A 26,841-nucleotide genomic window follows, 5' to 3' on the forward strand; every position below is an offset into this window, starting at 1 on the left:
GCGGTTGGGTTTGTCTGGCTGCCTCGCCTGTTCCCTCCCCCGACCCCCCCGCCCCGGGGCGCCCCCCCCCCGCCGGGGCGGGGGGGGGGGGCGCCCACGGTCTACCGTGCGCGCAGGGAGAAGGGCTGACCCGAGCGCCGGGGGACCGGCTCGTGGCTGTCAGACGATGCGCTTGCGGCCCCGGATGAAGATGAACACGGTGACGGCTGCGGTCAGGGCGAAGAGGATCGAGGCGCCGAACCACTGCATGCTGCTCATCTGCGACATCGGCAGGTAGTCCACCTTCCAGCCCACGAGGTCGAACTTCTGAATACAGACCTTCTCGGACAACTTGTGTGCGACGCAGGTGCCCCAGCCGTAGGTCTGCCCGGATCCCGAGATGTACCAGTGGTCGATCTCCAGGGCATTTTGAGGTATCTGCGGGAACGCGCCGTGGCTGATTCCCTTGCGGGTGGTGACCGTGAGGACGTGGCCGAGGTCCAGCCGGAAGTAGCTCCAGACCAGCTGGACGACGACGGCGAAGGCGAAGGTGACGACCATGGAGATCAGGGTGCGGCGCAGGAGCATGCCGATCGCCACGCCGCCCACGACGGTGAAGAGCGCAAGCGCAACGGGAACGGGGCCGGTGTTGTCGAACGCGGCGCCATCGCTCCACTCCAGCGCTGTGGGCACGTACTTGACCGGACCCCACCACCGGCCAAACGCGACGGAGAGCGCCGCCGTGCACACAATGACCACCAGGGCGCTGATTCCAAGCTTGGTGGCCAGCCAGCGGATGGGGGTGACGGACTGCGAGGCGACGAGTTTGGCGGTGCCGTTTTCCAGGTCACCGGCGAGTAGAGGGGCGCCGAGGAAGACGCCCAGCACGATGGGGATGAAGCCGAGGGACCAGCCCACGAATTGGAACTGTTGGGGGTGTTCGCCATTGAGCCACTTGTCGGGCGTCGAGTCAGGCCAGCCCTGGGCGGTGAGCTGGTTTATCAGTTCGGTGCGCTGATAGACGAGCCACGCCACGCAGATGGCGGTGATGGCGAGGAGGGTCCAGAAGCCGGCTCGGTGCTGGCGCCAGATGAGCCAGTTCAGGCCGCTGAGCCGACGGCCGCGGGTGGCCATGGGGGACGCAGTGGACCCGTTGGACCTGGTGGCTGAGGTCTTGGTCAGGTTGCTCATCGGGCAGCCACCGCCCGCGAGCCGTCGGAGCCATAGGTCTGGCCCGGGACGTGGGCTTGGAAGGTGATCAGCGGTGGCGCGTCGGGGCAGCGCAGGTAGGAGAGCAGGAGTTCCTCCAGGTTCGGGGTGGCGGCCTGCCACTGGCCGGTCACCGGGCCGTCGGGACGGACGAGGGCGGTGACTTGGCGTCCGCTGGTGCGGTATTCGACGAGGGTGTGACCGGCGAGTTCCGCGGGGACGTCCTGGGCATGGCCCTGCCGCTCGCTGTCGCTCTCGTTGCTCCGGACGCCGTGCAACAACAGGTGGGCGCTGCGGAGTTCGTCCACATCACCGGCCATGCGCAGTCCGCCCGCGGAGATGACGAGGAGGAAGTCGCAGACGTTCTCCAGCTCGCTGAGCATGTGGGAGGACATCAGCACGGTGGTGCCGTGTTCGGCGGCCTCGGCCATCAACGTGCTCATGAGCTCGTGGCGTACCAGTGGGTCGAGGTCGGACATCGGCTCGTCGAGCAGCAGCAGGTCGGGGCGCTTGCCGAAGGCGAGGGCGAAGGCGACCCGGGTGCGCTGCCCGCCGGATAGGGTACCGATCTTCGCTTCCATGGGCACATTGCCCGCACGGACGATGTTCTCGGCGGCCCGCTGGTCCCAGCCGGGGTTGAGCTCGCGGCCCATGCGCAGCGTCTCGGCCACGGTGAAGCGGCGGAACAGCGGTTTCTCCTGGGCGAGGAACGCGGTACGCCGTCCGGCCTCCGCGGATTCCGGTGCTGCGCCGAACACCTTGAGGGTGCCCTCCGTCGGCTGCAGCAGATTGGCGGCGATCGCCATCAGCGTGGTCTTTCCCGCGCCGTTGGGGCCCACCAGGCCGCAGATCCGGCCGGCCGGCAGCCGGAACGAGCAGTCCTGAAGGGCCCAGCCCCGGCGGTACTTCAGGCCCACCCGGTTGGCCTCCATCGCCAGCTCCTTCGCCGGGCCCCCGTCGTCCATGGCGTCTATGGCGTTACTCACTGGTACCCCTCGTTTCAAGACTTTCCGTTGTGCCGGCGGCCGCCGTGGTGTGGGCGTACCGCTCCTCCAGGACCGACGCGACCAGCGCGGCCACGTCCTCCCGCTCCAGGCCCGCCTCGCGTGCCCGCGTCATCCACGCCTCCAGCTCCCCGCGCAACGGGGAGTCGGCACCCGCCTGGGGGCGGGCCAATGACCGGCGGATGAAGGTGCCCAGGCCGGGCCGTGGTTCGGCCAGACCTTCGCGTTCCAGCTCCCGATAGGCCTTGAGTGTGGTGTTGGGGTTGACCGCGCAGGTCTCAGCGACCTCCTTGGCGGTGGGCAGCCGGTCGCCGGGCATGAGAACGCCCAGCCGCAGGGCCTGTTTGGTCTGCTGGACGATCTGCTGATAGGCGGGCATCCCGCTCCGCCTGTCGATGCGGAACTCCACGAACCCCTCAACCCCCTTTCGCTAGTCGATTAGTGGAATGATGATGTGGCGCTGATCCGAGGCCTGTCAAACACACCGGCCCCCACGGCCCCTGTCGGGACAGAACGGTGACGGATTCATGACATGGGAATCCTTCCGGTCACCAAACCCGCCCGCCTGAGCCTGTCCGCGCCCGCCGTTGGACAGCGGCGAAGCGCGCGAGTGAAGGCCCCGTACCTTGTGATGCGATGGACCATCCCGCCCTACGACTTGGACGACGAAGACGAGTGATGAGCCCTCACCGACAGGACGTCGAGTCGCCGAAGCTTGACGACTACGCTGAGGAATCCGCTACTCCACGGCTTCCGCCGCGAAACCCCTCGCGGCGGGAGCCGTCTTGTACCGCAGAACTAGCGATGGCGCTCCGGGCACGCGGTCGACAAGCCGGGTGGCCGAGGCGGTCCCGGGAAAGCTGGCTCGTGGATCCCTGACGCACCATGGTGCCGGGTCGTCAGCTCGTCCGAGCGCGTGCCGCCGGTGCTCGCCGTGACCGGTGCGGCGAGCAACATCGGTACGGGCATCAGCTCGAGGGCGACCCAGCGCTACGGGTCGACGTAAGGTCCCCTCGGCGTCAGTTCCTCGATCACCATCGCAGCCACCGCCTCCGGCCAGATTCCGGAGACTGCGGAATTCCCGCTGCGAGGGGGAACGGTCATGCCGGGCCGGGCGGCCAGCGACCTCTTGCAGGGGCAACCTTGCACCCATGCCCCTATCGACGAACTGGCCGTACTCGCCGCCTCAAGGCACGCGGTCTCAGCCTGGACTGCACGACGGCTGCATCGCCCAGACCGGACCCACTCATGACGTCACCCCGAACCGCAAACCTCAGTAGCGACGAAAGTCTGCCGCATCTCACCGATGCCCTCGATCCAGGAGACCAGCTCTTCACCATGCTCGAGGAACCGTTGCGGATTGCGGGCCACGCCGACTCCGGACGGGGTTCCCGTGAAGATCAGGTCTCCCGGGTACAACGTGATCGTTCGCGAGAGCTCGGAAACGATCCGAGCGACCGGAAAGATCATGTCGCGAGTTCGACCGTCCTGGACGGTCCTGCTGTCGATCGCGCATCCCAGGCGTAGGTCGTCGCGGTCCGGTAGGGAGTCTGGCGTCACGAGCCAGGGTCCGACCGGAGCGAAGCCAGGAAACGACTTCCCGAGGCTGAACTGCGGTGCTTGGCCCGTGAGTTGCGTGATACGTTCGGACAGGTCCTGACCTATCGTCAGGCCGGCGACGAAGCTCCACGCTTCGTTCTCGGCAATCCGGAACCCGGTACGTCCGATGACCGCGACGAGCTCCACTTCCCAGTCGACGTGCCCTCCGGAGGGAATCATCACCTCCGTGTCCGGCCCGGTGACGGCTGAGACGAACTTCGTGAACAGCGGCGGAAGCCGGTCGGGTGCCTCGAAGCCGGACTCGGAGGCGTGCTCGCTGTAGTTCAGGCCGATCGCCACGATCTGCCGTGGCGTCGGTGACGGTGACGACAACTGCGCGCGCGTGAACGATACCTCTCGCCCAGTCGGTGATTTCTCCGCCCATGCGCGAAACCGTTCCCAGTCGTCGTACACGGAGGCCAGATCCGGGCCGAATCTGCCCCCCGACGTTCGGGCGACGTCGAATCCCCGGTCGGACGCCGTCACGATGACGGCTCGTCCGTCCACGTTCGCAAGCTTCATCGGATGGGGTCTCCTGGCTGAGGGCTGAGGGCTGAGGGCTGAGGGCTGAGGGCTGGCAGGAGGCGGTGAGATCGAGGAGATCGCCGTCGCATCCGTGGCCGAAACCCGACTGGTCGCGCCACCGGCAGGACGTCGGCACGCACCGGCATCAATCGTCCCGGGCACGGAGTCTGGCGCGGACCGGTGGTACGGTCGATGTCTGCCCCGACATGAATTCCACGGAGAAATTGGTGCCGTGACCAAGGTTGACGTGGCCGCGGTCCACCCGCCATCCCACGCCTTGACGGCGCTCTCCCCGAGCCTCCGAGAATGCGCACATGTTCGAAGGATTTGAGCAGGGCCGGGTCCCTGTGGGAGATGTCGAGATCTCGATCGTCACGGCCGGCTCGGGGCCTCCGGTCCTGCTGCTCCACGGCGCACCTCAGACCCACGTCATGTGGCATGCGGTCGCACCTGGCCTCTCACGCGACTACACGGTGGTCGCGGCGGACCTGCGCGGCTACGGAGACAGTTCGAAGCCGCATGGCGGTGGCGATCACGCTGCATATTCCTTCCGTACTTCTGCCCTGGACCAGGTGGGCCTGATGACGGCGCTCGGGTACGAGCGCTTCGCGGTAGTCGGTCATGACCGCGGCGCACGGGTGTCCCATCGTCTGGCGTTGGATCATCCCGAGCGCGTGACGGGGGTGGCCATCCTCGACGTGGTTCCGACTGACCACATGTACCGCCACGTGACCCGTGATCTCGCGACGGCATACTGGCACTGGTTCACCCTCACTCAACCCGAGCCACTGCCGGAGCGGCTCATCGCCGGTGAGGCCGGCTGGTTCCTCAAGTACGCGCTGGGGGCTTTTGGCAGCGCTGGAGCCCTGTTCACGCCCGAAGCCCTCGCGGAGTACACGAGGTGCTTCGAGGACCCCGCCATGGTGCACGCGATGTGTGAGGACTACCGTGCGGCCGCTTCGATTGACCTCGAACATGACGCGGCCACCCGCGATCGACGCATCGAATGCCCCCTCCTTGTCCTCTGGGGTGCGCACGGTGACGTCGGACGGTTCTTCGAGCCCCTCGCCGTGTGGCGCGAGTATGCGACCAATGTGCAAGGGGGGCCGGTGGAAGCGGGCCACTTCCTCGTCGAGCAGCAGCCTGAGGCAACCTTGCAACACCTCCAGGCGTTCCTCGCCACGCTGGATGGCGGGCCGGTCTGACTCCGGTCCGGAGGAACCTCTGCGAGGCGTTCGAGCAGCGCATCGTCGCGGATCGTTCATCGTCCCTGCCTCGGCCGCCGAGCCGTGCCGGTCTCTTGCAGGTGCGCCTGCACGCCGTGCCGCGCCGCGTGATGGCACGCCGTGCACGCTGCTGTACCAGCGATGGAACCGGCCCGGACGCAGCCGGCCTCCGCCCGAGAGCCGAGGCCAGAGACACCTCGGCAGCGGGCGGACCGTCCGTCTCCGCCTTCCGTCCGTCCGAGCCAGCGGCAGGACCCCGCAGTCATCCAGGGCACAGAGCGGATCGGAGGCGAACCGAATGACCGTTGACACTCGGCGCGCGGGAATGTTCTCTGAGGCTGTGCGTGTGGCGCGTGAGCTCATCGTGCACCGCCTCCGCGATCTCGTGCGAGCTGCGGCCATGGATGCTGCCCCCCATGGTGGGGAGGGCGCGGCGCTGCCGCCCGAAACAGTGCTGATGGCACAGCTCGGCGCACGCCGTGCCGAACTACGTGAAGCCCTCGGTCAGCTCGTCGCGGAAGGACTCATCGTGCGTCGCCGCGGGCTCGGCACCCGCGTCGTAGGGGAGCACAGCCCGATGGACCTGTGCATCCCCGGACCCGGAACGTCCTTGGAGTGCCATCTCGGAGCCGGCGCAGTCAGTCCGCACGTCGTGAGCTGGTCCTGGGTCCGCAGCACACCGGCCCCGATCGCGACGCGTCTGCGGGGTGTCACGTCCGGCGACCGCACGCTCCGCATCGACTACGTCTTCCACCTCGGGGATGAGCCGATCGGCGTCATCACCAACTACGTGCGAGCGGTCGAGGCGGGGCGACTCGACCGCTCCGAGTTCACCGCGGACTTCTACTCGATCATCGGCGCTGCCTCGGCCACGGGACTGGGTGCGCACGACTTGGTACTGAACGCTTCCCGGGCAGACGAATTCGTCGCCGCCGTGCTCGGCATAGCTCCCGGCGATCCGGTCACCGCGATGGACCAGGTGATCCGCAACACGGACGGTGACGGCATCGTCGTCGCCTTCATGCACTTCCGTAGCGACGTGCGGCTTCAGATCTCGGGCATCCCCCGCGTCACCGCCGACCGGGCGGGCAGCGAAGCGGGGGCACCGCCGCCGGCAGCGCGTCCGGCGTGGGGCGGCTTTTGAGGGTGCGACATCCCGTCGAAGGACCTACCCGTCCCGTGAACGCCATCGACGGCCGAGGAGGCGACGCCGAGACGACCCAGCGGTCGGCGGGGTGACCTGCACGCCGGACAGCGCGTCGACGCCGTCCTTCCGTACGGCGCACGGACTCCTGGCGTCCCTCGTCAGGACAGGCTGACTTCCGACGTCGGCTCGTGGCCATTGCCGGCTCTGAGCCGTGTCGGCAGCGCGATCCATCGAAGAACGGCTGATGACTTTGGAACGGCGGGAACATCCAAGTGCCCCTATTCGGCCCCTGCGCCGCTTCTCGGTCTTATCCGCACACTTCTGCCTGTACGGCCGAGGAAGGCGTCGGTTAAGGTCCGCTCATGGCGGCAACCCGAACCACCTCAGAACATGATCCCCTGGACGGCAATCTTGGGGAACTTGTCGACCGCCTGACGGAAAAATTCGACGAGCTGGCGACGAACATCTCCGCCGCGATCCGTCGTGACGTCGATTTCTACCGTACGAACCAGGTGGTCACGGACGAGAACCTCGCCGACAGGATCCGCACTCAACTCGTGCGCGTTCTGTATTCGCTGAGAACCGGCAATGCCTTCGACACGACCGAAGCCCGGCACACCGGGCGACTGCGTGCCGAAGAAGGCATTCCCTGGGACGCCGTCGTGCGTTCCTATCGCGTCTCCGCAGCGACGATGTGGCAAGCCATCGTCGAGCAGGCCGAAGAACTCTCCGGGCGGATCTCGACGCACGACGTCACGTGGGCCGCCTCACGGATCTGGTCGATGCACGAGGAATTCTCCGAAGCAGCGGGCGAGGGCCACCGGGAGGCGGCGCTCGAACTGGCGCGGCGCAAGGAGCAACAGCGGGATGCTGCCTTCGACGCACTCATCGAGGGACGCGTCGGCGACCTCAGCGTCGCCTGGGACACGGCACAACTTCTCGGGCTCCCACGGCGTGGTCCCTACGTGGGGGTGGCACTAGACGCACACTCCGCACCAGACGTCCGACAGCTCCGGCAGAAGCTCGACCTGGCTGGCCTCACCACGGCGTGGAGGTCCAGACCGGACGTCGTGTTCGGTGTCCTTGCCATGACACAGCCCACCCAGATCGAGCCGGTGACGCAGGTGCTCCAGGAGTGCCACGGAACCCGCATCGGCCTCAGTCCGCCCTTCGACGAGATCACCGAGACCTCGTCGGCGATGCGTCGGGCCCGTATCGCGATGACGGCGTCCCGCGGTGGGGCGGCGCCCGTCGTCGTCTTCCACCGCGCGCCACTCGCAGTCGCCTCGGTCGCGAGCCCTGACGTCATGTCCTACTTGGCACGGCAGGTGCTCGGGCCTGTGCTGGCGCTCCCGCCGCCCGATCGAGACGTGCTCCTGGACACCCTGGAGATCTGGCTCCAGAGGAGCGCCTCGGTCCCCGCCACCGCTGACTCGCTGTTCTGCCATCCCAACACGGTCCGTTACCGTCTTCGCCGCATAGAGTCTTTGTGCGGACGTTCGCTGCGCGATCCTCGTCAGCTCGCCGAGATGTGCCTCGCGCTGGAGTCGACGAGGACTCTCGGCCTTGCAGCAGACTTCCAGCGTGCCGAGCGCGCACCATAGCGCCTCGCCAGGTTGACCGCCGTCCGACTCATCTCATTCATCTGATTCATCGGATTCCGCACCCAGGGGCTCCTGCGGCCAGACGAGTCCACCCGCATGCGTGACCGCGCCCCGATGCGCCGGTCCGACCAGGCGCGCGTACTTTTCCTCGGCCCCTGCCAGGGCGGCGGTCCGATCATGAGGCGTCCACGCTCGCGAGCGCCTGCCCAGTTCCTCCTCATTGACGAGCAGGTCGATGCTGCCCGCGTCCGCGTCGATCCTGATCAGATCGCCGTCGCGTACGAGTGCGATGGGCCCGCCGTCAGCGGCCTCGGGAGATACGTGTCCGACGCAGATGCCACGAGTCCCGCCCGAGAATCGGCCATCGGTGATGAGCGCCACGCTCTCTCCCATGCCCTGGCCGACGATCGCTGATGTGGTGCTGAGGATCTCTCGCATGCCCGGGCCGCCGCGCGGACCTTCGTTGCGGATCACCAGCACGTCGCCGTCCGAGTATTCGCGACGCCGCACCGCGCGGAAGGCGCTCTGTTCCGACTCGAACACCCGGGCAGGGCCTTCGAAGTGCCGGGTCGCGCTCGCGGCGACCTTCATGACCGACCCTTCTGGCGCCATGGAGCCGCTCAGAACCGCCAGCCCGCCGGTCGGACTCAGTGCCTCGGCGACGGACCGAACGATCTGACCGTCCGGCTCGGGCACCGAGCTCAGCGCAGTCGAGAGCGGTGAACCGTCGAAGGTCAACGTGTCATGGAGAAGCCCCGCCTCCCAGAGCGCCTTGAGCACCACGGGGTTGCCTCCGACCTGGTTGAGATGCTGGGGCACGTACGGCCCGGCGGGCGCGAGCGCAGCGATCCGGGGGGTGCGCCGGAAGACCTCGCCGAGATCCTTGAGGGTCAGCTCGATGCCGGCCTCGTGCGCGATCGCCGGCAGGTGCAGGGCCGCGTTCGTGCTGCCGCCCGTCGCGGCGACGGCCGCCGCCGCGTTCTCCAGGCTTTCGCGCGTGACGAGGTCACGCGGAAGCGGGCCGCCGGCCCGCAGGTTCATGAGCAACTGCTCCGCGCTGCGCCGCGCCACCGCCTGGCGAGCGGTATAGGCAGCCGGAATGGTGGTCGAACCGAGAGGGGCAAGCCCGAGGGCCTCGGCGTAGGTGCCCCCCGTGCCGGAGGAGAACTGCCCGGGGCAGGCACCCAGTGTCGATTGCATGCCGTGGGAGAACTCGTCGAGTTCGGCCGCGGTCATCTCTCCGGACTGCACACGGCCGATGCCCTCAAGCACGGACAGCGGGTTCGTCTCCCTGCCGCGCCAGAAAGGCAGCAACATCGAACCGCCGTGGAGGAACAGGCTGGGAAGATTCAGCCTGACGATGGACATCAACAGGCCGGGAATGGTCTTGTCGCACGCACCGATGCCCACGAGTGCGTCGAGTTGCTGCGCGCGCACCACGATTTCCACGGAGTCCGCGATGGCGTCGCGGGACATCAGCGAGAACCGCATCCCGCTGTGGTTCTGTGTGAGGACGTCCGAGACCGAGATTGTCGCGAACTCTCGCGCGTTGCCACCGCCGACCTCGACACCGGTCTTAGCCGCGTCGATCTGGGTACCCAGGGACAAGGAGCAGGGACTCACCTCACCGAAGGTGTGCGCGACGCCCACGAAGGGTGACGCGAGCGCGCGGTCGTCCAGGCCCGTGAGTCGGAGCTGCCACCGATGGGCCGTACGTTCCAGGCCCTCGGTCACCGTACGCGATCGCCTGTGAGTCACAGTTCGCCCCTTTTTGTGCAGTGTGGACTTGGTGCAGTATCGACGCGAATACGGAGTGCCTGTGGGTCACAGCCACACCTCAGTGCACGCGGAAGACAGCTCACGAAACCCATGAGCGTCGATGAGTGGTGCACCGGTCGACATCCGGAGCCCGAGTCTCCGCCGTGACCTCACCGTTGTCGATGTAACGTCGTCACACCAATCTCTTCGCGCGATTGGTGTGTCCACCAAGACTTGGCCGCAGAGCCCCGCAGAGAGTCGGCGCGCCTTGACGGCGCCGCCGGTGCGCGGCTCAGGATGTGGGCATGTTCAAGGCATTCCGTCGGGGCCGTTCCTCCTTCATGAAGCCCGGACCCCGCTCGAAGCGAGATGTGGCATACGCCGGGGACGCGCCGCGACGTGCCCTGGTCACCGGGCCGACGAGCGGCATCGGCTTGGCCTATGCCGAGGAACTCGCGGGACGTGGCATCGATCTGGTACTCGTCTCTCGCGACCAGGAGCGTCTCACCTCGGTGGCGGTCCGGCTTCGGCACTCCCACGGCATCCAGACCGAGGTGCTCGCCGCCGACCTCGCCACCTCGGAAGGGCTGGGCCGTGCGGCGCGGCGCATCCAAGATCAGTCGAGGCCGGTGGACTTGGTGATCAACAACGCGGGTGCCCTGCCGTCCGGTGTGTTCGGCGCCACCGACATCGCCGACGAGGATCGGCTGCTCGACCTTCTCGTGCGGGCTCCCATGCATCTGACGGACGCCGCCCTGAAGGCGATGTGCACGCGCGGGCACGGGCGGGTGATCAATGTGTGCAGCGTCGCCGCCTGGACTCCGCGCGGCTCCTACGGGGCGCACAAGGCATGGCTGCTGAGCCTGAGCCGATGGGCGAACATGAGCTATGCCGGCTCCGGGCTTCGGATCCTGGCGGTCTGCCCGGGTTTCGTGCGAACGGAACTCCACCACAGTGTTGACCGGTCGGGAGTGCCCCGGTGGATGTGGCTGGAAGCATCCACCGTGGTGCAGCAATCACTGCGTGACCTGGAGAAGGGGAAGGACGTCTCGACGCCTTCGCTGCGGTACAAGGCGTTCGGGCTGGCGGTGCGACACCTTCCGTGGCCACTGGTGCGTCGGATCGCGGCGTAGGGGGTCACGGGGGGTTGTCCCACCGGACGGTTGTCCCACCGGACCCGGGTCAGAAGTGCTGCGGGACGTGTGCGGGCCGCGGTGGCCGTGGCACTCTCACCGGTTCGACGATCAAGACCCCACCGCGGGGTGTGACCAGCATCGGTCGGGTGTCCGTCTCCCTCCCTGTTTTCGGCGCAACTCGGGGCCGCCCGCGAGTTACGCCGGATTCAGGGCCGTCACGGAGGCACACCTCAACGACCGCGCGACGCTTTTGCCTGGTGGAGCACATTCCCGGCGGAGAGCACCGCGTGACCGGGAACGAAATACGCCGTTCATTGCGGCCGAACCCGGCCCATCACACACTTTCGAGCAGCCGGTACGAAGGAGCAGGCAATGGATCAACCCCGTACCATCACCGAGGCCGCGGCAGCCTTGGAGTCCGGTCGGACGACGTCCGAAGAACTCGTCGAGTCCGCCATTCACGCCGCAGACCAATTGGACGAAATCCTCGGCGTCTTCATCAATCGTTACGCCGAACAGGCACGAGCGCAGGCTCGGGAGATCGACGCCCGGCGGAGTGCGGGCGAGGCGCTCGGACCGCTGGCAGGCATCCCGCTCGGCATCAAGGACATCGTCGCCGAATCGCAGGGCCCCACCACGGCGCAAAGTCTCGTTCTCGACCCGGAGTGGGGGCAGCGCATCGGTGATGCACCCATCGTGACGCGCCTCAAGCAGGCCGGCGGGATCGTCATGGGCAAGACGTCGACCTTGGAGTTCGCCATCGGCAACCCCGACCGTTCCAAACCCTTTCCGGTGCCTGCCTCGGCGTGGAACGCCGACCGATGGGCCGGCGGCTCCAGCTCGGGTTCCGCTTCAGGAGTCGCCAGCGACATGTTCCTCGGAGCAATCGGCACCGACACGGCCGGCAGCATCAGCATGCCGAGCGCGTTCAACGGGATCACCGGCCTGAAGCCCACGTTCGGTCGAGTCCCCAAGTCCGGCATTGTTTCTCTCGGCTACACGGCCGACCACCCCGGACCGATGGCCCGCAGCGCCGCTGACTGTGCCCTCATGCTCTCCGTGATCGCCGGTTACGACGCGTCCGACACATACTGCGCCGATCGGCCGGTCGATGACTACCTGGGCGCGCTGACCGGGGATCTGGCTGGAGTCCGGATCGGCTTCGACACACTCGAAGCTGCTGCGACGGGTGGAATCGACCCGGCCCAGCCTGATCTGTTCCAGTCAGCGCTGCGGGAGCTGGAGGCTGCAGGCGCCGAGGTGGTGCCTGTCACTGTGCCGATGTGGGCGGAGGGCATCACCACCGATCTCGTCATCATGCTGAGCGAGGCGCTGGCGTACCACCAATCCGATCTCCAGTCCCGCTGGAGCGACTACGGTCAGGGATTCCGCATCGCTGTCGGTGCCGGGGACGCGTTCTCCGGGGCGGACTACGTGCAGGCACAGCGCGTACGACGAGTGATCCGCAACAAGCTTTCCGCGCTCTATCAAGAAGTCGACCTGATCGTTACTCCGACCGCACATGTCGGACCACCGTTGCTCTCGGACGTGTCAACACTGAATCCGATTGGAGTGCTTGCGAGCGTTCAGACGCCCTACTGGCCTGCAGTGGGGGTGCCGGTTCTCACCGTACCCATCGGCACGTCCAGCGTCGGCACGCCGCTCGCCATGTCCATTGCCGGTCCATGGTGGCATGAGGCACACGTGTTGTGCGCCGGCGACGCGTATCAGCGCCGGACCTCGTTCCACCTCGAGCGGTCCCCGCTCATCCCACCAGCCGGCGCCTAGGAGGAAGGGAACATCATGAACTGGACTGACGATCCGCAGGAACGTGAGGCACTTGACGCCTTGCGAGCGCTTCTTGCGACCTTGGCCGCAGACCTGTACTCGGTGGCTGAGGCCCGCGACATCGAGCCGGCAGGCGGCCACGTCATCACGACCTGATCACCGTCGCGTGCAGCGAGCCTCCGGCGTTTACGAGACCTGTCGCTGCGACCGTGGCGCTGGCAATTCCCGCAAGTCAGGGGCTCTCTCCGGAGGGCCCCCGGCGCAGTGCGGCGGCAATCCTGCGCTTCGCCACCGGCAGCGGTGATGCCGTGGGAGAACTCCGTCGGGAAGGGTGACCGGCCGGCAGCAGGTGGTCGACCACCAGAAGTCCACGCGATTGCAGTACGCGTTGGTCGAGCGGGCGGTCAACGGACCGGGTGCTGGTGACCAAAGAGGACCTGGGGGTCTCCGGACCAGCACGGTGGCCCGGGTCGGTTTCCAGCGTCTGGTCACCGAGATCTGGCTGGACCATGTCGGCCTGGTCTTGGGTATCGAGATGTCGCGGCTGGCCGTGCCGCGATGTTAATAGACGACTGGACAGTTATGATTCAGGTCCGTCACCCAGCACTGCGAGGACGAACGGGCGCGCCGAATGGCAGCCCAGGCCGCCGCGGGTACGCCTGCCGTCACTTGTGTGAAGGGATTGCTCCATGAGCGCTACAGTCTCCAACTTCAACTTCGGCGCGGTGACTCCTGTGGCCGCCTATCTGATGGCCTGCCTCGGGGCGGCACTCGGGCTGCGGTGCACGACGCGGTCGCTGCGGCGCCCGCATCGCAAAGTGGGATGGCTGGCGCTGGGCGCCGTATCGATCGGCTGCGGCATCTGGACCATGCACTTCATCGCTATGATCGGCTTCAGCGTCCAGGGCGCCCTCGTCAGCTACGACTCGATGAGAACGCTCCTCAGCCTCGCGGTCGCAATCGCTGTCGTCGCCATCGGTGTGTTCCTCGTCGGCTACCGGGGCGGTACACCGGCGAACCTGGCGGTGGCGGGCATGATCGCCGGGCTCGGAGTCGCGGCCATGCACTACCTCGGCATGAGCGCCATCCACACCAACGGCACCCTGCGCTATGACGCCGTGACGGTGACGCTCTCCGTCGTGATCGCCATCGCAGCGGCCACAGCGGCGCTGTGGGCTGCCATCTCCATCCACACCCTGTGGTCCAGCCTGGGCGCGAGTCTGATCATGGGGGGAGCCGTGACCGGGATGCACTACACCGGCATGGCCGCGGTCTCCGTCCACCTCACGGGCCAAACCGTGTCCATACAGCCCTCCGCCTCCCTGCTGTCGTTCCTCCTGGTCATGCTGGCAGGCCCGCTCGCGGCCCTCCTGGTCGCCGCCGTGATCGTCATGTTCGACCCGGACATGATGCTTGCCCACGACCAATAGGACCGGGTAACAGCCGCACCACACGCCTCCAGCGCTGACTCCCCAGCCCGGCAGCCGGTACAACCATCGCGACCCCGCACCACCTGGCGACCGGCACCCCGGTGATGAGGATCTCTTGATTCGGGTCTGGGCGGAATTTCGTGACGGTCACGATCGCCCATTCCCAGCTCCGTGTTTGGCAGCGGGAATGCCCTGGTCATGGGGGTTCTGTCCGCGTTGAAGGACGCACTGTTCCCGAATGCGGTGGGGATGGTGCTGGACCGGTTGACCGAGATGGGCGGGGTCGTTGTGGCCGAAGCCCACAGCGCCGTACCGGAGTTGACATGCCCGGACTGCGCGACCGTCTCGCGTCGGGTGCACAGTCGTTACGGGCGACGGCTGACCGAGTATCCCGTCGGCGGGCGCCGCGTGGTGGTGAAGCTGGAGGTCCGGCGGTTCTTCTGCGACGCCGCAGACTGCGGACGACGCACATTCGTTGAGCAGGTCGAGGGTCTGACCACGCGCTATGCCCGTGCCGGGCCGGGGTGAAGACGCTGTGGCGGTCCGTCGCGCTCGTGGCGGGCGGTCGGCCGGGCACACGGCTGTGCCGCTCACTGGCGGTGCCCGTCGGCCGGGCCCGGCTGCTCGGACAGTTGCATCCGCCCGAGGTACCCGCCCGCAGCCCGCGAGTGCTGGGCGTCGACGACTTTGCCTTCCGCCGCTCGCGCACCTACGGGACCATCCTGCTCGACGTCGAGACCTCCACCCCGGTCGACCTGCTACCCGACCGCACCAGCGAGACGCTGGCCGCCTGGCTCACCGCACACCCCGGCGCCGAGATCATCTGCCGGGACCGCGACAGCGGCTACAGCCGCGCGATCAAGGAGGCAGCACCGGAGGCGACCGAGGTAGCCGACCGCTGGCACATGCTTCAAAGCCTGTCCGCCGCAGTCGAGAAAACGTGCCACCAACACCGTGCCTGCCTGCACAAATCCGCCTTGGACGACGTGGACACACCCACGTCGGCAACTGCACCGCCCACGACACTGCTGCCGCTGACGCCGCCACTCGACAACATCCCTGCCACCCCGCTCATGCAGCGAGTGACCGAGAGGCATGCGGAGATCCACCGCTTACGGGAGGCAACGTGGACGATCAGCGCCATCGCCCGCCGACTCGGCCTGGACCGGAAGACCGTCCGCCGCTATCTGACCACCGACCTCGACGTGCTGATCGCCTCGGCCCGCGACCGACGTCCCCGCCAGATCGACCCGTACCGCCCGTACATCCAGCAGCGTTTCAGCGACGGCTGCACCAACGCGACCCAGATCTACCGGGAGATCCGCGAGCACGGCTTCCGCGGGAACCACCGGGCCGTTCGTCTCTACGTCCGAAGCTTGCGGGGCGGCACCGCGGCCACCGAAGCACCCCGGCCGATCCCCAGCCCGCGCAAGCTCACTTCCTGGATCATGCGCCCACGCGACACCCTGAGCCACGACGAACAGACCCGACTCGACGAGGCACGCATCGCCTGCCCCGACATCGCCACCGTCTGTGACCTGGCCCGTGTCTTCACCGGCCTGGTCCGTGACCGCCGCGGCCACCTCCTGGCCGCCTGGGTCCGCGAGGCCGAAACCAACGGGCCAGACCCGATACGGGGCTTCGCCGGATTCCTGCGCCAGGACTGGGACGCCGTCCTCGCCGGCATGACACTCGCCTACAGCTCCGGCGTCGTCGAAGGCCACGTCAACCGTTTAAGACGATCAAGCGGAAGATGTACGGCAGGGGATCCTTCCGGCTCCTCCGCACCCGCGTCCTGCTGCGATCGTGACCGTCACGAAATTCCGCCCAGACCCCAGTCTGAGCTGGCCAGATGGAGGGTGAGGACGGCTTGGACGATGTTCGTGATCCGGGTCGTTGAGCAGCGGAGTCTGCGGAGGAGCCGCCAGGACTTGAGGGTGGCGACGGCTTGTTCGACCAGTGCCCGGATCTTCGCGTGGGACCGGTTGACGGCCTGCTGGCCGGCGCGGAAGGGGTGACGGACTGTGCCGCCTGCGCCCTGGTAGCCCTTGTCGGCCCAGTAGGTGATGCCGACTTCGGTGAGGGCGTCGATGATGCCGTGCTCGCGAGTGGCCCGCGCATCGTGGACGGCTCCGGTCAGGGCCGGTGAAGCCCACAAAAGACGACCCTTCGGGGTCGGCTATGACCTGGCCCTATGAGGGCCGGGGGCTCCTCAGGTGGGTGGCCCCGCGGGACGATGGGCTCGGGGAGCGGGGTCGAAGGGGAGGCCCGAGATGCAGGCGTACGTCGGGATCGATGTGCATCGCCGGCGGTCGCAGATCTACGTGATGGACGGTGGCAGTCGTTTGGCGGTGAACCGGAACGTGCCCAACGGGCGAGAGACGCTGCGGGAAGTGATCGGCGACCTGCCCGTCGGTACGCCGGTTGCTTTTGAGGCGGCCTTTGGCTGGGGCCGGCTGCTCGAGCTGCTCCAGGACCACGGCTTCGAGCCGCACCTGGCGCACCCGCTGCAGTGCAGGGCGATCGCGGCCGCCCGGCTGAAGAACGACAGGGTTGACGGCGAGACCCTGGCACACCTGCTGCGGGCGGACCTGCTTCCGGAGGCGTGGATCGCACCGCCGCACGTCCGCCGGCAGGGGACAATCCTGCGCCACCGCACCGCCGTTGGTGCGGTGGCGCACGTTGCTGCACAACCGGATCCACGCGGTGCTCGCCGATCACGGATTCGACCGCAAGGGCGCGGCGCACAATTGCTGGAGCGCTCAGGGCCGTGAATGGTTGAACGCGCTGCCGCTGCCGGTGGCCGCGCGCACGGTGGTCGATGACTTGCTGGAGACGATCGATGCGCTGCAGCAGGTCGGTCTCCACAGTAGGAGGGGAACCTCACTCCCAACTTCCCCTGCAGTCATGGTCTTCACGCTACGAGGGGAGGGACAGGTGCGTCTGCGCACCAGCTGCCGCAATCGGGCCCACGGCGTGATGGGCAAGCTGGGCATCGCCGTCCCGATGAGCGACCTGTTCGGCACCAGGGGCGCGGTGTTCCTCAACGAGCTGCCAGTGCCCGCCGGCTACGCGGCCCGGCTGCAGGCCCTGCTCCAGCGCGGACGTGGCGAAGGGATGACAGGCAGCCGGAGCGCCGCCACTCAGCGTCATGTCAAAGACACCGGTGCCGACTCAAGAGTCGTGCTGCGACCTCACAGGGCGCCGGAAGATGCCATACCAATAGCCGCAAGCCATCTCGAGGGCGACCCCGGCATCGTCATGCCCATCGCTTGTGGCGACGTGCTGGGCGATGACCTGGAGACCGCCTCGCACCATCACCCTGGCGGCGCACAGCGGATCGACATCAGCAGATGTGCGGCCGGCCAGCTGTTCCTCGATCAGCAGCTTCACCGTGTGGTCGATGAATTGGTCTTGAGTGGCTGTCCTCGACTCGAGGACGGACGGGTCGTAAGCAGCCACTTCGTTGATCGCTGCAAGGAGGGACGCGTGCTTGCGGTAGTGCCTGAACAGCTGCTCGTATGTGCGGGCGAGCCCGTCAAGTCCGTCGGCCGGACCGGAGGGCTGCCAGTGCTGTACGATCTCGAAGCTGTTCGACTTGAGGGAAGTGCTCAGCCTCAGGAGCACATCTACCTTGTCGCGGAAGTAGAGGTAGAACCCCGATCGGGAGATACCGCCGGCAGCCGCGATCTGTTCCACTCTCAGTTCGGTGTAGGTCTTGCCGTCGCGCAGTAATTCTCCGATCGCAGATAAGATCCGCGTCTCCACTGCCGCTCGCCGGCCGGAGGCGGTGGAGGCGCGGCGGGTGGTCGATACCATATGTCCATCCTACGAGCGGGCAGATCTCGGGCGGCGGGGGCCGACTCGAGGCGCGTCTCATTGAACGCTTCTTGTCGTGTGGTTCCTTGGGCGATGGCGGCTGGCGGTCGGGGCCGTGAGCCGACAGGGCTTCTGGTCGTTGCCCTCGTGATCTCACTCGTCAACGGCTGGATGCAGGAGCCCGGTTGGTCCTGTGTCGAGCCATGCGCGACGCCCGGAATGAGGTCGTTGAGTACATTTCTGGCTTATCTACGCCTGAAGGCGTGCTGAATTCCCTCTGGCACGAGCTGGCTGCTTCCGGCAGGTCCTGCTCGTTCTGGTTCACCTACGCAAGGACAGGACCCTGGCCGAAATCGCCGTGGGGTTCGGCGACTCCACTGAGACCGCCTGCCGGTGCGTGACCGAGACCGTCGCGCTCAGTATGCGGGTCGGCTTCCATGGGCTATGTATGTGAGAAGGGCTGCAAGTTTCGAAGGCATCGACAGGAATGGCGAATGGCTGCTTTGCAGACGATGAACGGCACTTGCGCGGGCGGCGAGCTTCTCCTGTTCCTCGGACGGCAGAGCTTTGTCCTGCTCGCAGATGATGTAGGTGGACGGAATGGTTCGCCACCCCGCTTGCGTCACCCGCTCGCTGAACGACCTCACGCTTTGCGGCACGAGATTCCGGACCGCTCGCGCGGCCTCCTCCTCGGGTACATCAGCGTAGAATGCCGCCACCGCAACACGGTCTTGCGCAGGCTGGATGACTCCTGTCGGAAACTCCGGTTCGGGCGCGCCATGGAACCCGTACAGGCTTTCGCCCACGTCAAGTTGGTATGCCGCCAGGTAGATGACATGGCAGACGTTGCGTGCGTTGGCGATGGCTTGTGTGACCGGAATTCCGCCGTAGGAGTGGCCCACGACCACCACGGGCCCCTTGATGTCTTCAAGGGTTTTGAGGACGGTCTGCGCGTCCCTGTGAATGCCGGCTAGGGGTTCGACGTTCGGGAGGTCTGATCTCGCAGCGCTGGGCAGCTCGACCGTTCGAGTCGCCCAACCTTCGGCAATGAGATGGAGCTCCAGCTTTTCCCAGCACCAGAGCCCGTGCCATGCGCCATGCACCAGGAGCAGAGTGGGGCGGGGTACTTCGGTGGTAGCCAAGCCGAATCTCCTAGGTCTTCCTGGAATCCAGTCGCTCCAGGGGGCAGCGGATCGCCAAGAGCGGCTGACGATACTGCTCAGATGAAGCAGTGCAGGGGTGCGCCGAACGGCGCAGTCGACGTCGGTGGTGTGTGTGACAAGCAGCACGCTGTCGGCCGCCTCGCAAGCACGCCCAGGACGTCAACTACTCACCAGAGGCCGAGACGCTGCGCAGCAGCGTCACATTCCTCTGGTGTCTCGGCCGCGCGAGATCTCCCGGGTTCGGGTGATGGCGGATGTACATCCGGCAGCCGGGACGGGGGGAGTGCCGGCTGCCGGATGCAGCACCTACCGAGAACTGTCCATGGTCCGCAGCAGCGTCGGGCAACGCCGAGATTACTTTGATTTGGACGCGATGTCCAACGCCCTATCCAATGGAGGGTGCGTGGGTTGAAACCGGTGTTGCCCCAGGCCAAGCAGCCGAGCTCAGCTGCCGATACACCTCCATCGCCCCGACGCCGACCAGGAGACCCGGCGTTCACGATCGGACCAAGCCACTGGTTCGCTGCGCCAGAGATCCGTCGGCAGAAGCGGGCGAGGGAGTCGAGGATCCCCTTGGCCGTGCTGGTCCAGATGAACGGCTTGGGGTCTTCGCTACCGTCCTTGACGGCCAGGTCATCGGCGTCTCGCTTACTCTGTGGCCGGGAATCCGCGGCTCGGCGTACGCACCTGCTACTGGCTCAACGCGCCCGGTCCGCCAGCGGTTCATCCCGTCACGCGCGACCCGGCATGGAAATCATGCAGCGTACCTCTGGAACCAGGGTCTTCACGCCGATCCTGAATCGCTGGGCGGGCCTACGGCTGGCTCATCCTCCGCTGCCGCCTGGCCCGCGTTGCGGGCGTGGGTCGGGCCACAGCCGTTCGGCCGCCTCGCAGAACTCCGGGTTGTCGAGCCAGGACCTGCTGTTCCCAACCTGTCAGTTCCCTCGCCACAAGCGTGCCTCCCGCGGGTTGTCTCGACTCCAGTGCTCAGACACTGCCGAAGCCCTAGCCTCTCCTTTTCGCTTCGGATGGCTGGGCTGCGCTGATGGCGGTGGACTGGTGGTGTCGGTTGCAGGTCGCGGGGCGGGCATGGCTTGGGCCCGACGCTCGGGCCGGGTGCTCCAGGGTTCCTCGGGTCGTGGGGCGGGCAGGGTCGGTGCCGCAGGTCAGGTGGCCGGTCGCGGCAGTGCCGTGAGGCGGGCGAACTTTCCCGCCTGCCGTCCGGTGCGCGATCAGCGACGGCGTCCCGCCGGGTGGTGCAGCCGATCAAGGCGCTGGAATCCGCCGGTCGGGGATGACGGCTCCGCCAGACCGGGTGCTCAACTTGCCTCAGCAGGGCGCTTCGTGGACTGCTGCCTCTTCGGAGATCGTCAGGGGCCTTGTACCGGAACGCGTGACGCTTGAGCCCTACACCACGACGCGGGACACGACCCGACCAGCTGAGCGCGTATCCAGAAGTTCTGCGCGTAACGGGAGATGGTGCCACTGTCGGCGCAAGGCGTTGACACGGTCCTCGCCGGGGGTTGGATCGAGGGTGTCATCAACGTCCGTCCCACCCGGCGAGGTTGTGGTCAGTATGCGCCCGCCCACGGTGTTCGCCAACGCGTCGGCCTGCGAGTGCCGGCGATTACGCGGCCTGTTGCGGGGCCGGGGGCGAGTGGTGGTGCGCGCGGTGATGGTGCTGCTGTCCCTGCAGGGCCTGCCGCCTGCGCAGATCGCCATGTTGGAGCGTGATCCGGCCACGGTGCGGCGCTGGATCGGCCGCACAACACCTGCGCACTGGCCGGTCTTGCCGATCGCCCCGGTGCGGGCGGCCGCGGCTGGGCGGCAGCCGGTTGACCGCGCGGATCGGCGCGCTGCTCAAGCGGCCCGGGCCGTGGACGGTGCCCAGGCTGTACCGGTACCTGGGCAGACCGCACGTCAGCCGACGCACGCTGTATCGCCGGGTGCGGCAGATGGCCCTCTGGCGGCGGCCCAAGCTGATCTCCCGCGGGGATCCGGCCCGGAACGCGGTGGTGGCGGCGATCGCCAAACGGCTGCGGCTGCTGCCAACCGGGGCGGTGGTATGGGCCGCCGACGAGACGCACCTGCATCCGCTGCCGCACGTCCGCGCCAGCTGGACGCTTCCCAGCCGTCGGCCGCACATCCCCACCCCGGGCAGAAACCGGCAGCTCACGGTGCTGGGAGCACTGGAGGTCACCACCGGCACCTTCCGCTACCGGCTCGGACGGCGCCGCGCCGCCGACTTCCTGACCCTGTACCCAGCTGCCGGGCGGTTGCCGACAGCAGTGAGACGGCATCCATCGCACCATGGGGCGCGCCTTGGTGTCACAGAAGCAAGTGCAGCAGTCGCCCCCCAGCCGGCTGCATCCGCCCGATGACACAAACGACGGGGAGGTCTGTGTTTCGTCTCAGAACGGTGACGAGGTGATCCGGGCGCAAGCCGGGGACCGTGGTGCAAGTGCGTGACCGGACTGGCCGGATAACGCACAGACAAGGAGCTGACCATCGTGTTGCGTAACCGTGTCACTCTGCTCGCATCGGCGGCGGTCTTGGGCACACTCGCTCTCACCGCCTGCGGTCCGGGTAACAACACCTCGTCGTCGTCTTCCGAGGGTTCGTCGTCCTCCTCTGGCCCAAGCGAGCTGGAACATACACTGGACTTCAAGCTGGGCACTGCCCAGGCCAACAATGCCCCGGCTGGCACGGGCGACTTCCACAAGGGTCCCCGCAACTCTGCCGCCGCGATGAAGTGGGTGCAGCTCACTGCCGGCGCCGCGGGAAAGCTCAACCCCGTGGTTGTCGACGGCGCCGGTTTCACCCTGTACCGGTTCGACAAGGACACGGCGAAGCCGTCCAAGTCCAACTGCAACGATGCCTGCGCCACGACCTGGCCGCCGGTCCTCGTCCGTCCCGGATCCAAGATCTTCCTCAGCGGTGTGGAGAAGTCCGCGGTCGGTGTTGTGCGGCGTGATGACGGCAGCCTCCAGGTCACGATCGGCGGCTGGCCCGTCTACCGGTTCAGCAAGGACACCGCGCCCGGCCAGACCAACGGCCAGGGCGTTGGCGGCACGTGGTTTGGCGTCACACCAGACGGTGGGAAGGCACTGCCGTCCCGGGGCGGCACGAACTCCGGCCTCGACTACCTCGATGGCACCGCCCAGCAGAACAACGCTCCTGCCAACACGGGCGACTTCTACAAGGGCCCCCGTAACTCTGCCGCCGCGATGAAGTGGGTGCAGCTCACTGCCGGCGCCGCGGGCAACCTCAACCCCGTGGTTGCGGACGGCGCCGGTTTCACCCTGTACCGGTTCGACAAGGACACGGCGAAGCCGTCCAAGTCCAACTGCAACGATGCCTGCGCCACGACCTGGCCGCCGGTCCTCGTCCGTCCCGGATCCAAGATCTTCGTCGACGGTGTGCCCGCCTCTCAGGTGGGTGTCGTTCGGCGCGATGACGGCCACCTCCAGGTCACGATCGGCGGTTGGCCCGTCTACCGGTTCAGCAAGGACACCGCGCCCGGCCAGACCAACGGCGAGGGCGTGGGCGGCACCTGGTTCGCAGTGTCCCCGACAGGCCAGAAGGTCCTGCCCGTGGCGCAGGGCGGCAACGACCACAACCCGCCGCAGGGAGGTAAATCCGGCGAGCCGTCCGTCGCCCTCGGGGGCGGCAGCGTCATCCTGGACAGTGGTACGAACTTCCAGGAGCCGAACGGGTCCATCGGCGTGTCCGGGCCGGGGTGCAAGACCGTCCGACCGTTCCCGGCCAAGTCCGCCCAGCTCCTCGGCGGCCCGATTAAGATCTGGTCCAACCCCAACTGCACCGGCACCTCTGCGGTGCTGGCGGCCAGTGTTCCCGACCTTTCCGCCATCGGCTTTACGGAGGATGTCGGCTCGGTCCGCTTCGCCGACTGACTTCAGCCCCTTTGCGGCCGTCCGCCGGACCATGCGGCGGACGGCATTGGCCTGGACCCTCGCCACTGGGCTCCTGAACGAGGTGTTACCAAGTTGGGTTCCTCCACTCGTCGGCGGAACGAGAACTCCGACCGCGTCGGCTGCCACCCCTGATGCCCGGCTACAACCCCAAGCCGCTGAACGCCGACACCAAACGGCACCTACAGGCCGAGCACGGTGACAGCCCTGAGTCACCGATACCCGTAGCCATGGAAACCAGCCGAGGTCTGTTCGTGGCAGCATTGCGGTCCGGCAGTCGCAAGGTATGTGCAGTCACTTCGCTTGCCGCCGGATCGACGGATCGTTGAACCCATACGTGCGGGAGCTTCGTTGTGCGTTTGGAGGGTGCGTGCGGGACTTCATGCTTTGGGGGTGTTCGCTCTGGAGTCGAGCGGCCAGGGTAGGGGCGGTGAGTGTTGGATGGGATGCGGTATGGAACGTGCGTATGGGGCAGTCTGCAGGACCCAAGGGGCGGGCAGCGAGGCGTGATGCCGAAGTGGGACACACCACCGCCAGCCGACGGGAATGGCTTTACCGTTGTCTACCGCGACAACGGACCCGCGGCACATCGCGCTGAGGGTCAGGACCTGGTGGCTGAAGCCGTTCCGGTGCAGCATCTGTTCGATGGCCCACAATGTCATGCTCTTGTGGAACCGGGACCCGATGAGCGCTTTGGTCCGCGTCGGCGTCCAGGTCTGGTCCGGCCGACAGCACGCAGCAGGCCCCTGGCCAGTTCGTGCTCAAGCACCTCGCACGGTGCTTCACTCAACTTGGGCCTGGACGTCAGTCCCTTCGGCTCCAGGGCCGACGTTGTGCCGTGCTCCCATGCCCCGTGCCGGCGCTGTGCTTCGAGCATCCAGCACGTGGCAGCGAGCGTTGTTTTGTGAGTGCTGTTGGCGGACCATGCGTGTTCGTCGATCAGGCGGCGGATCTTGACCGGTGACGCAGGATCTGTGGGGTCTCGGTGTCGCTCCGGACGGGAGTGGCACCGCGCTCCTGGAGCGCGAGGCGAAGGGCACGAAGAGCGTAGAATATCCTTGATTTCACCGTGCCCACAGGGATGCCAAGTGTCTCGGCCGTCTCCTCGACGGTTTTGCCGAGGTAGTACGTCTGGTGCAGTACTCCTTGGTGGAGCGGAGACAGTGCCTTGAGAGCCTCACTGACTACGACGGCGGACAACATTCTTTCGATGTGGTCGAGTTCGCAGGCTTCCAGATCGAGCCAGGCGGCGCCGTCCACCTCCTGGGGGCGGACCAGCTTCTTGCGGTGTCCGTCGATGACCAGGTTGCGTGCGACGGTGAAAAGCCAGGGGCGCAGCATATCCTCGCCCGAGCGGTACTTGCACCAACAGCGCAGCAGGGTTTCCTGCACGATGTCCTCGGCTTTGTGGCGATCGCCGCCCAACAGCCGGCACACATAAGCCAGCAATGCCGGCACGTGCTCGGTGCACTTGGCAATCAGAGCCTGTTCCCGCTCCTCGGTGCCCGTGGGTCCAATGACGTTCAAGCTCATCGTTGACTCCTCGTGATGCCCGTTCGTGCTAACGGGTAGCGAGGCCGGATCGGCGCCTACGGCCCCGGCATAAATGCTGAGGCGCGTTGTGCCACATCCGATTGATGGATGATTGACGCGGGCACACCCGTTGTTATGCCTGTTTTACGTCTGGCTCCGGCTGGGTAGGCGGTGAGCCTCATGTGGGGCTGCTCTTCGACTCATCCGGTCGTGCACACGCCCAGCGCCTGCGTGACGTGCTGCTGGGTCAGTGACTCATTGACCTTGTACCCCGCACAAACTGGGTTCGCACGGCTCCGCCGCGGACAGCGCGAGCGGCCTGTGCTCGTGCCAGGGACCGCGGGTGACCGCGTGGTGCCCCGTAGGCTGCCGGGGATTGGGGCTCCGGCGCGGCTACGTGGTCCGCCCGACGTCGACGTCGTGGCGTGGTTGCACGCACGCTGGACGTCCCGGGCCATTCGCGGGCTTCCTGCCCGGAACCGGTCACACGGCCACGGTACCTGGGGGTGGCATCGCGGCCCCCCAGGGACTTCACTTCGTGCCACGTGCATGGGCGAATTTCGCGCTCACCGCACCGTAGACCCCCTTCGCGACTGAGCCGAGCCGGGGCCCGGCCAGCCAGGTGGCGGAGACGGAACCGATGGACGTGTTACTGATGAGAGCGAGCGACCCGTGGGCGTCGCGGGCGAACCAGCCTCCGCCCGACGAGCCGCCTGTCATCGTGCAGCCGATCCGGTACATCGTCGGCTGGTCCGCCCGGATGGAGAGCCGTCCGGGCCGGTTCAGGCAGGAGAACATGTGCTCCCCGTCGAAGGGCCGGGCCGCAGGGTAACCCCATGCGGACGCTGCCGAGACGGCGGTCGGCGTGGGCACGCCGAAGCGGACGGGCGCGGCCTGGCCGATCGCCTCCTCCAAGGACGCAAAACCGGCCGGCGGCCGAACATGCAGGACGGCGAAGTCGAACGGCGCGCCCGCACCACCAGTCGCAGCTCCCTCGGATATCCACTCGGAGGAGGTCTGGGCCCAGTCCGCCCACCAGGTGCCGAACGGTGCGATGCGGTCCAAGGAGGCGTATTGCCGGGCACGGCCGGACAGCCCCTCGTTGTTGTACGACGGGACGAACACGATGTTGCGGTACCAGCCGCCTCGAGCGCCTGCGTGCACACAATGCCCTGCCGTCCAGACCAAGTTGGATTGTCCGGGGTGGGCTGGGTCCCGAACGGCTGTGCCGGAACACACGCTGGAACCTTCAGGGGTGTCGAAGAACACCTTGCCGACCACGGCGGCAACCGTGTGGTACGGCGCGGGTTCCGGCTGCGCTTTGCTTGGGGCGGGTTCGGGATCCGACACACCGGCATCGCCGAGGGCGTTCGACACCGGAGTGTCCGGGTTTCGGGAGTGCGACATCCGGTCGGCATTCCAAAGGCCTTTGACCACCGGATTGATGAAGTCCCCGGCATTCCGCAACCATTGGGAGGGAGCCCAGTCCTTCCACCCGTCGGCCGACCGATGCCCCGGCGCCTGATCAGCATTTCCCCCCGATCCGGGTGCGGAATCGGTCCGCGCGCACGCGGGCAGGGCCACGAGGACGGCCATGAACACCGCGGTCAGACGAAACCGTCGATTGGGGAACATGCGAAAGACTCCGATTCTCTCAATCGTCCTGCTGCGGCCACACACCCTCGTGCTTGCTACGACGGAAGAACCGGGGCCGTTGTTCAATGGAATCGCCCGCCTGCTCTGAGTGATTCCGGTGTCAAGCCGTTGGCGGACGGTGAGGGAGGTGATCTCACAGCAACCGCTGGCATCGTGTGCGAGACGGCACCGGCAAGCCGGGGGAGGAGGGCAGGCAGGAGGCGGCACCTGAGCTGTGCATCTGTCTCGTCAACACCTCGTCCAGGTCCGTCACTGCGTAAGGCCAGAAGTCCGGAACGCTCGAACGAGTGCTTCAGTGACGCTCGCGGGAACCGCAATCCTCCGGAAGCAGCC

The 26,841-nt window shown here is 67.1% G+C and carries 21 protein-coding genes and 4 pseudogenes; 14 read left to right on the plus strand and 11 right to left on the minus strand.

The window, feature by feature from the left end:
- Positions 1 to 159: 159 nt before the first annotated feature.
- The 4 genes from AB0I54_RS41875 to AB0I54_RS41890 all read right to left on the minus strand — a co-directional run bounded on the left by AB0I54_RS41875 (position 160) and on the right by AB0I54_RS41890 (position 4,313).
- The gene (locus tag AB0I54_RS41875) at positions 160 to 1,170 is read right to left on the minus strand and encodes an ABC transporter (RefSeq protein ID WP_363301614.1); all 1,011 of its coding nucleotides are present in this window, start codon (positions 1,168 to 1,170) and stop codon (positions 160 to 162) included.
- Positions 1,167 to 2,153: an ABC transporter ATP-binding protein gene (locus AB0I54_RS41880; RefSeq protein ID WP_363301660.1), complete on the minus strand. Its 987-nt coding sequence runs from the start codon at positions 2,151 to 2,153 to the stop codon at positions 1,167 to 1,169. The genes AB0I54_RS41875 and AB0I54_RS41880 overlap by 4 nt, the downstream gene beginning before the upstream one ends.
- A gap of 13 nt (positions 2,154 to 2,166) precedes the next feature.
- The gene (locus tag AB0I54_RS41885) at positions 2,167 to 2,571 is read right to left on the minus strand and encodes a GntR family transcriptional regulator (protein WP_363301661.1); all 405 of its coding nucleotides are present in this window, start codon (positions 2,569 to 2,571) and stop codon (positions 2,167 to 2,169) included.
- Between the two features lie 875 nt (positions 2,572 to 3,446).
- Complete coding sequence (locus tag AB0I54_RS41890; RefSeq protein ID WP_363301615.1) at positions 3,447 to 4,313, minus strand: fumarylacetoacetate hydrolase family protein; 867 nt, start codon at positions 4,311 to 4,313, stop codon at positions 3,447 to 3,449.
- Positions 4,314 to 4,630: 317 nt separating this feature from the next.
- Here AB0I54_RS41890 and AB0I54_RS41895 point away from each other — a divergent pair, with 317 nt between their 5' ends.
- The 3 genes from AB0I54_RS41895 (at position 4,631) to AB0I54_RS41905 (ending at position 8,293) form a co-directional block, all read left to right on the plus strand.
- Positions 4,631 to 5,521, plus strand: a complete 891-nt coding sequence (locus AB0I54_RS41895; RefSeq protein WP_363301616.1) for an alpha/beta hydrolase — start codon at positions 4,631 to 4,633, stop codon at positions 5,519 to 5,521.
- Between the two features lie 421 nt (positions 5,522 to 5,942).
- Entirely contained in the window at positions 5,943 to 6,686 is a 744-nt protein-coding gene (locus tag AB0I54_RS41900; protein WP_363301617.1) for a GntR family transcriptional regulator, read from the plus strand.
- 365 nt (positions 6,687 to 7,051) lie between these two features.
- Entirely contained in the window at positions 7,052 to 8,293 is a 1,242-nt protein-coding gene (locus AB0I54_RS41905; RefSeq protein ID WP_363301618.1) for a helix-turn-helix domain-containing protein, read from the plus strand.
- A 33-nt stretch (positions 8,294 to 8,326) separates the two neighbouring features.
- Here AB0I54_RS41905 and AB0I54_RS41910 read toward each other — a convergent pair whose 3' ends face one another.
- Entirely contained in the window at positions 8,327 to 10,051 is a 1,725-nt protein-coding gene (locus tag AB0I54_RS41910) for a dihydroxy-acid dehydratase (RefSeq protein WP_363301619.1), read from the minus strand.
- Positions 10,052 to 10,356: 305 nt separating this feature from the next.
- Between AB0I54_RS41910 and AB0I54_RS41915 the strand changes: the two genes are divergently transcribed.
- The 6 genes and pseudogenes from AB0I54_RS41915 to AB0I54_RS41940 all read left to right on the plus strand — a co-directional run.
- On the plus strand, positions 10,357 to 11,184 hold the full coding sequence (locus AB0I54_RS41915; protein WP_363301620.1) for an SDR family NAD(P)-dependent oxidoreductase: 828 nt from the start codon (positions 10,357 to 10,359) through the stop codon (positions 11,182 to 11,184).
- Positions 11,185 to 11,559: 375 nt separating this feature from the next.
- Positions 11,560 to 12,975, plus strand: a complete 1,416-nt coding sequence (locus tag AB0I54_RS41920) for an amidase (RefSeq protein WP_363301621.1) — start codon at positions 11,560 to 11,562, stop codon at positions 12,973 to 12,975.
- 15 nt (positions 12,976 to 12,990) lie between these two features.
- A complete protein-coding gene (locus AB0I54_RS41925) occupies positions 12,991 to 13,131 on the plus strand; it encodes a hypothetical protein (protein ID WP_363301622.1) in 141 nt (46 codons plus the stop codon).
- Positions 13,132 to 13,664: 533 nt separating this feature from the next.
- A complete protein-coding gene (locus AB0I54_RS41930) occupies positions 13,665 to 14,405 on the plus strand; it encodes an MHYT domain-containing protein (protein ID WP_363301623.1) in 741 nt (246 codons plus the stop codon).
- Positions 14,406 to 14,603: 198 nt separating this feature from the next.
- Positions 14,604 to 14,933 carry a transposase family protein gene (locus AB0I54_RS41935; protein WP_363301624.1) on the plus strand — a complete coding sequence of 110 codons (330 nt, stop codon included), beginning with the start codon at positions 14,604 to 14,606 and terminating at the stop codon, positions 14,931 to 14,933.
- 140 nt (positions 14,934 to 15,073) lie between these two features.
- A pseudogene (locus tag AB0I54_RS41940) lies at positions 15,074 to 15,364 on the plus strand (transposase); the annotation flags it as partial.
- A gap of 854 nt (positions 15,365 to 16,218) precedes the next feature.
- On the opposite strand, the pseudogene AB0I54_RS41945 reads toward AB0I54_RS41940, so the two are convergent.
- A pseudogene (locus AB0I54_RS41945) lies at positions 16,219 to 16,578 on the minus strand (transposase family protein); the annotation flags it as partial.
- A gap of 100 nt (positions 16,579 to 16,678) precedes the next feature.
- Between AB0I54_RS41945 and AB0I54_RS41950 the strand changes: the two are divergent.
- The gene (locus tag AB0I54_RS41950) at positions 16,679 to 17,179 is read left to right on the plus strand and encodes a transposase (protein ID WP_363301625.1); all 501 of its coding nucleotides are present in this window, start codon (positions 16,679 to 16,681) and stop codon (positions 17,177 to 17,179) included.
- A 400-nt stretch (positions 17,180 to 17,579) separates the two neighbouring features.
- On the opposite strand, the gene AB0I54_RS41955 is transcribed toward AB0I54_RS41950, so the two are convergent.
- The gene (locus AB0I54_RS41955; protein ID WP_363301627.1) at positions 17,580 to 18,224 is read right to left on the minus strand and encodes a TetR/AcrR family transcriptional regulator; all 645 of its coding nucleotides are present in this window, start codon (positions 18,222 to 18,224) and stop codon (positions 17,580 to 17,582) included.
- A 307-nt stretch (positions 18,225 to 18,531) separates the two neighbouring features.
- On the opposite strand from AB0I54_RS41955, the gene AB0I54_RS41960 reads away from it, so the two are divergent.
- Positions 18,532 to 18,678, plus strand: a complete 147-nt coding sequence (locus AB0I54_RS41960; RefSeq protein WP_363301662.1) for a transposase family protein — start codon at positions 18,532 to 18,534, stop codon at positions 18,676 to 18,678.
- Here the strand turns inward: AB0I54_RS41960 and AB0I54_RS41965 are convergent.
- On the minus strand, positions 18,641 to 19,366 hold the full coding sequence (locus AB0I54_RS41965; RefSeq protein WP_363301628.1) for an alpha/beta fold hydrolase: 726 nt from the start codon (positions 19,364 to 19,366) through the stop codon (positions 18,641 to 18,643). The two genes, AB0I54_RS41960 and AB0I54_RS41965, sit on opposite strands and share 38 nt — an antisense overlap.
- Positions 19,367 to 20,963: 1,597 nt before the next feature.
- Between AB0I54_RS41965 and AB0I54_RS41970 the strand changes: the two are divergent.
- The 3 genes and pseudogenes from AB0I54_RS41970 to AB0I54_RS41980 form a co-directional block, all read left to right on the plus strand.
- A pseudogene (locus AB0I54_RS41970) lies at positions 20,964 to 21,645 on the plus strand (helix-turn-helix domain-containing protein); the annotation flags it as partial.
- Between the two features lie 498 nt (positions 21,646 to 22,143).
- Entirely contained in the window at positions 22,144 to 23,301 is a 1,158-nt protein-coding gene (locus AB0I54_RS41975) for a hypothetical protein (RefSeq protein WP_363301629.1), read from the plus strand.
- Between the two features lie 200 nt (positions 23,302 to 23,501).
- Positions 23,502 to 23,630, plus strand: a pseudogene (locus AB0I54_RS41980) (IS110 family transposase); the annotation flags it as partial.
- A 69-nt stretch (positions 23,631 to 23,699) separates the two neighbouring features.
- On the opposite strand, the gene AB0I54_RS41985 reads toward AB0I54_RS41980, so the two are convergent.
- The 3 genes from AB0I54_RS41985 to AB0I54_RS41995 all read right to left on the minus strand — a co-directional run bounded on the left by AB0I54_RS41985 (position 23,700) and on the right by AB0I54_RS41995 (position 26,487).
- Complete coding sequence (locus tag AB0I54_RS41985) at positions 23,700 to 24,005, minus strand: hypothetical protein (RefSeq protein WP_363301663.1); 306 nt, start codon at positions 24,003 to 24,005, stop codon at positions 23,700 to 23,702.
- Positions 24,006 to 24,258: 253 nt separating this feature from the next.
- A complete protein-coding gene (locus AB0I54_RS41990; RefSeq protein WP_363301630.1) occupies positions 24,259 to 24,852 on the minus strand; it encodes a sigma-70 family RNA polymerase sigma factor in 594 nt (197 codons plus the stop codon).
- Positions 24,853 to 25,383: 531 nt separating this feature from the next.
- The gene (locus tag AB0I54_RS41995) at positions 25,384 to 26,487 is read right to left on the minus strand and encodes a hypothetical protein (RefSeq protein ID WP_363301631.1); all 1,104 of its coding nucleotides are present in this window, start codon (positions 26,485 to 26,487) and stop codon (positions 25,384 to 25,386) included.
- Positions 26,488 to 26,841: the final 354 nt, after the last annotated feature.

Origin of the sequence: Streptomyces sp. NPDC050625, assembly GCF_040654755.1 — a bacterium.
Taxonomy (GTDB): Bacteria; Actinomycetota; Actinomycetes; order Streptomycetales; family Streptomycetaceae; genus Streptomyces.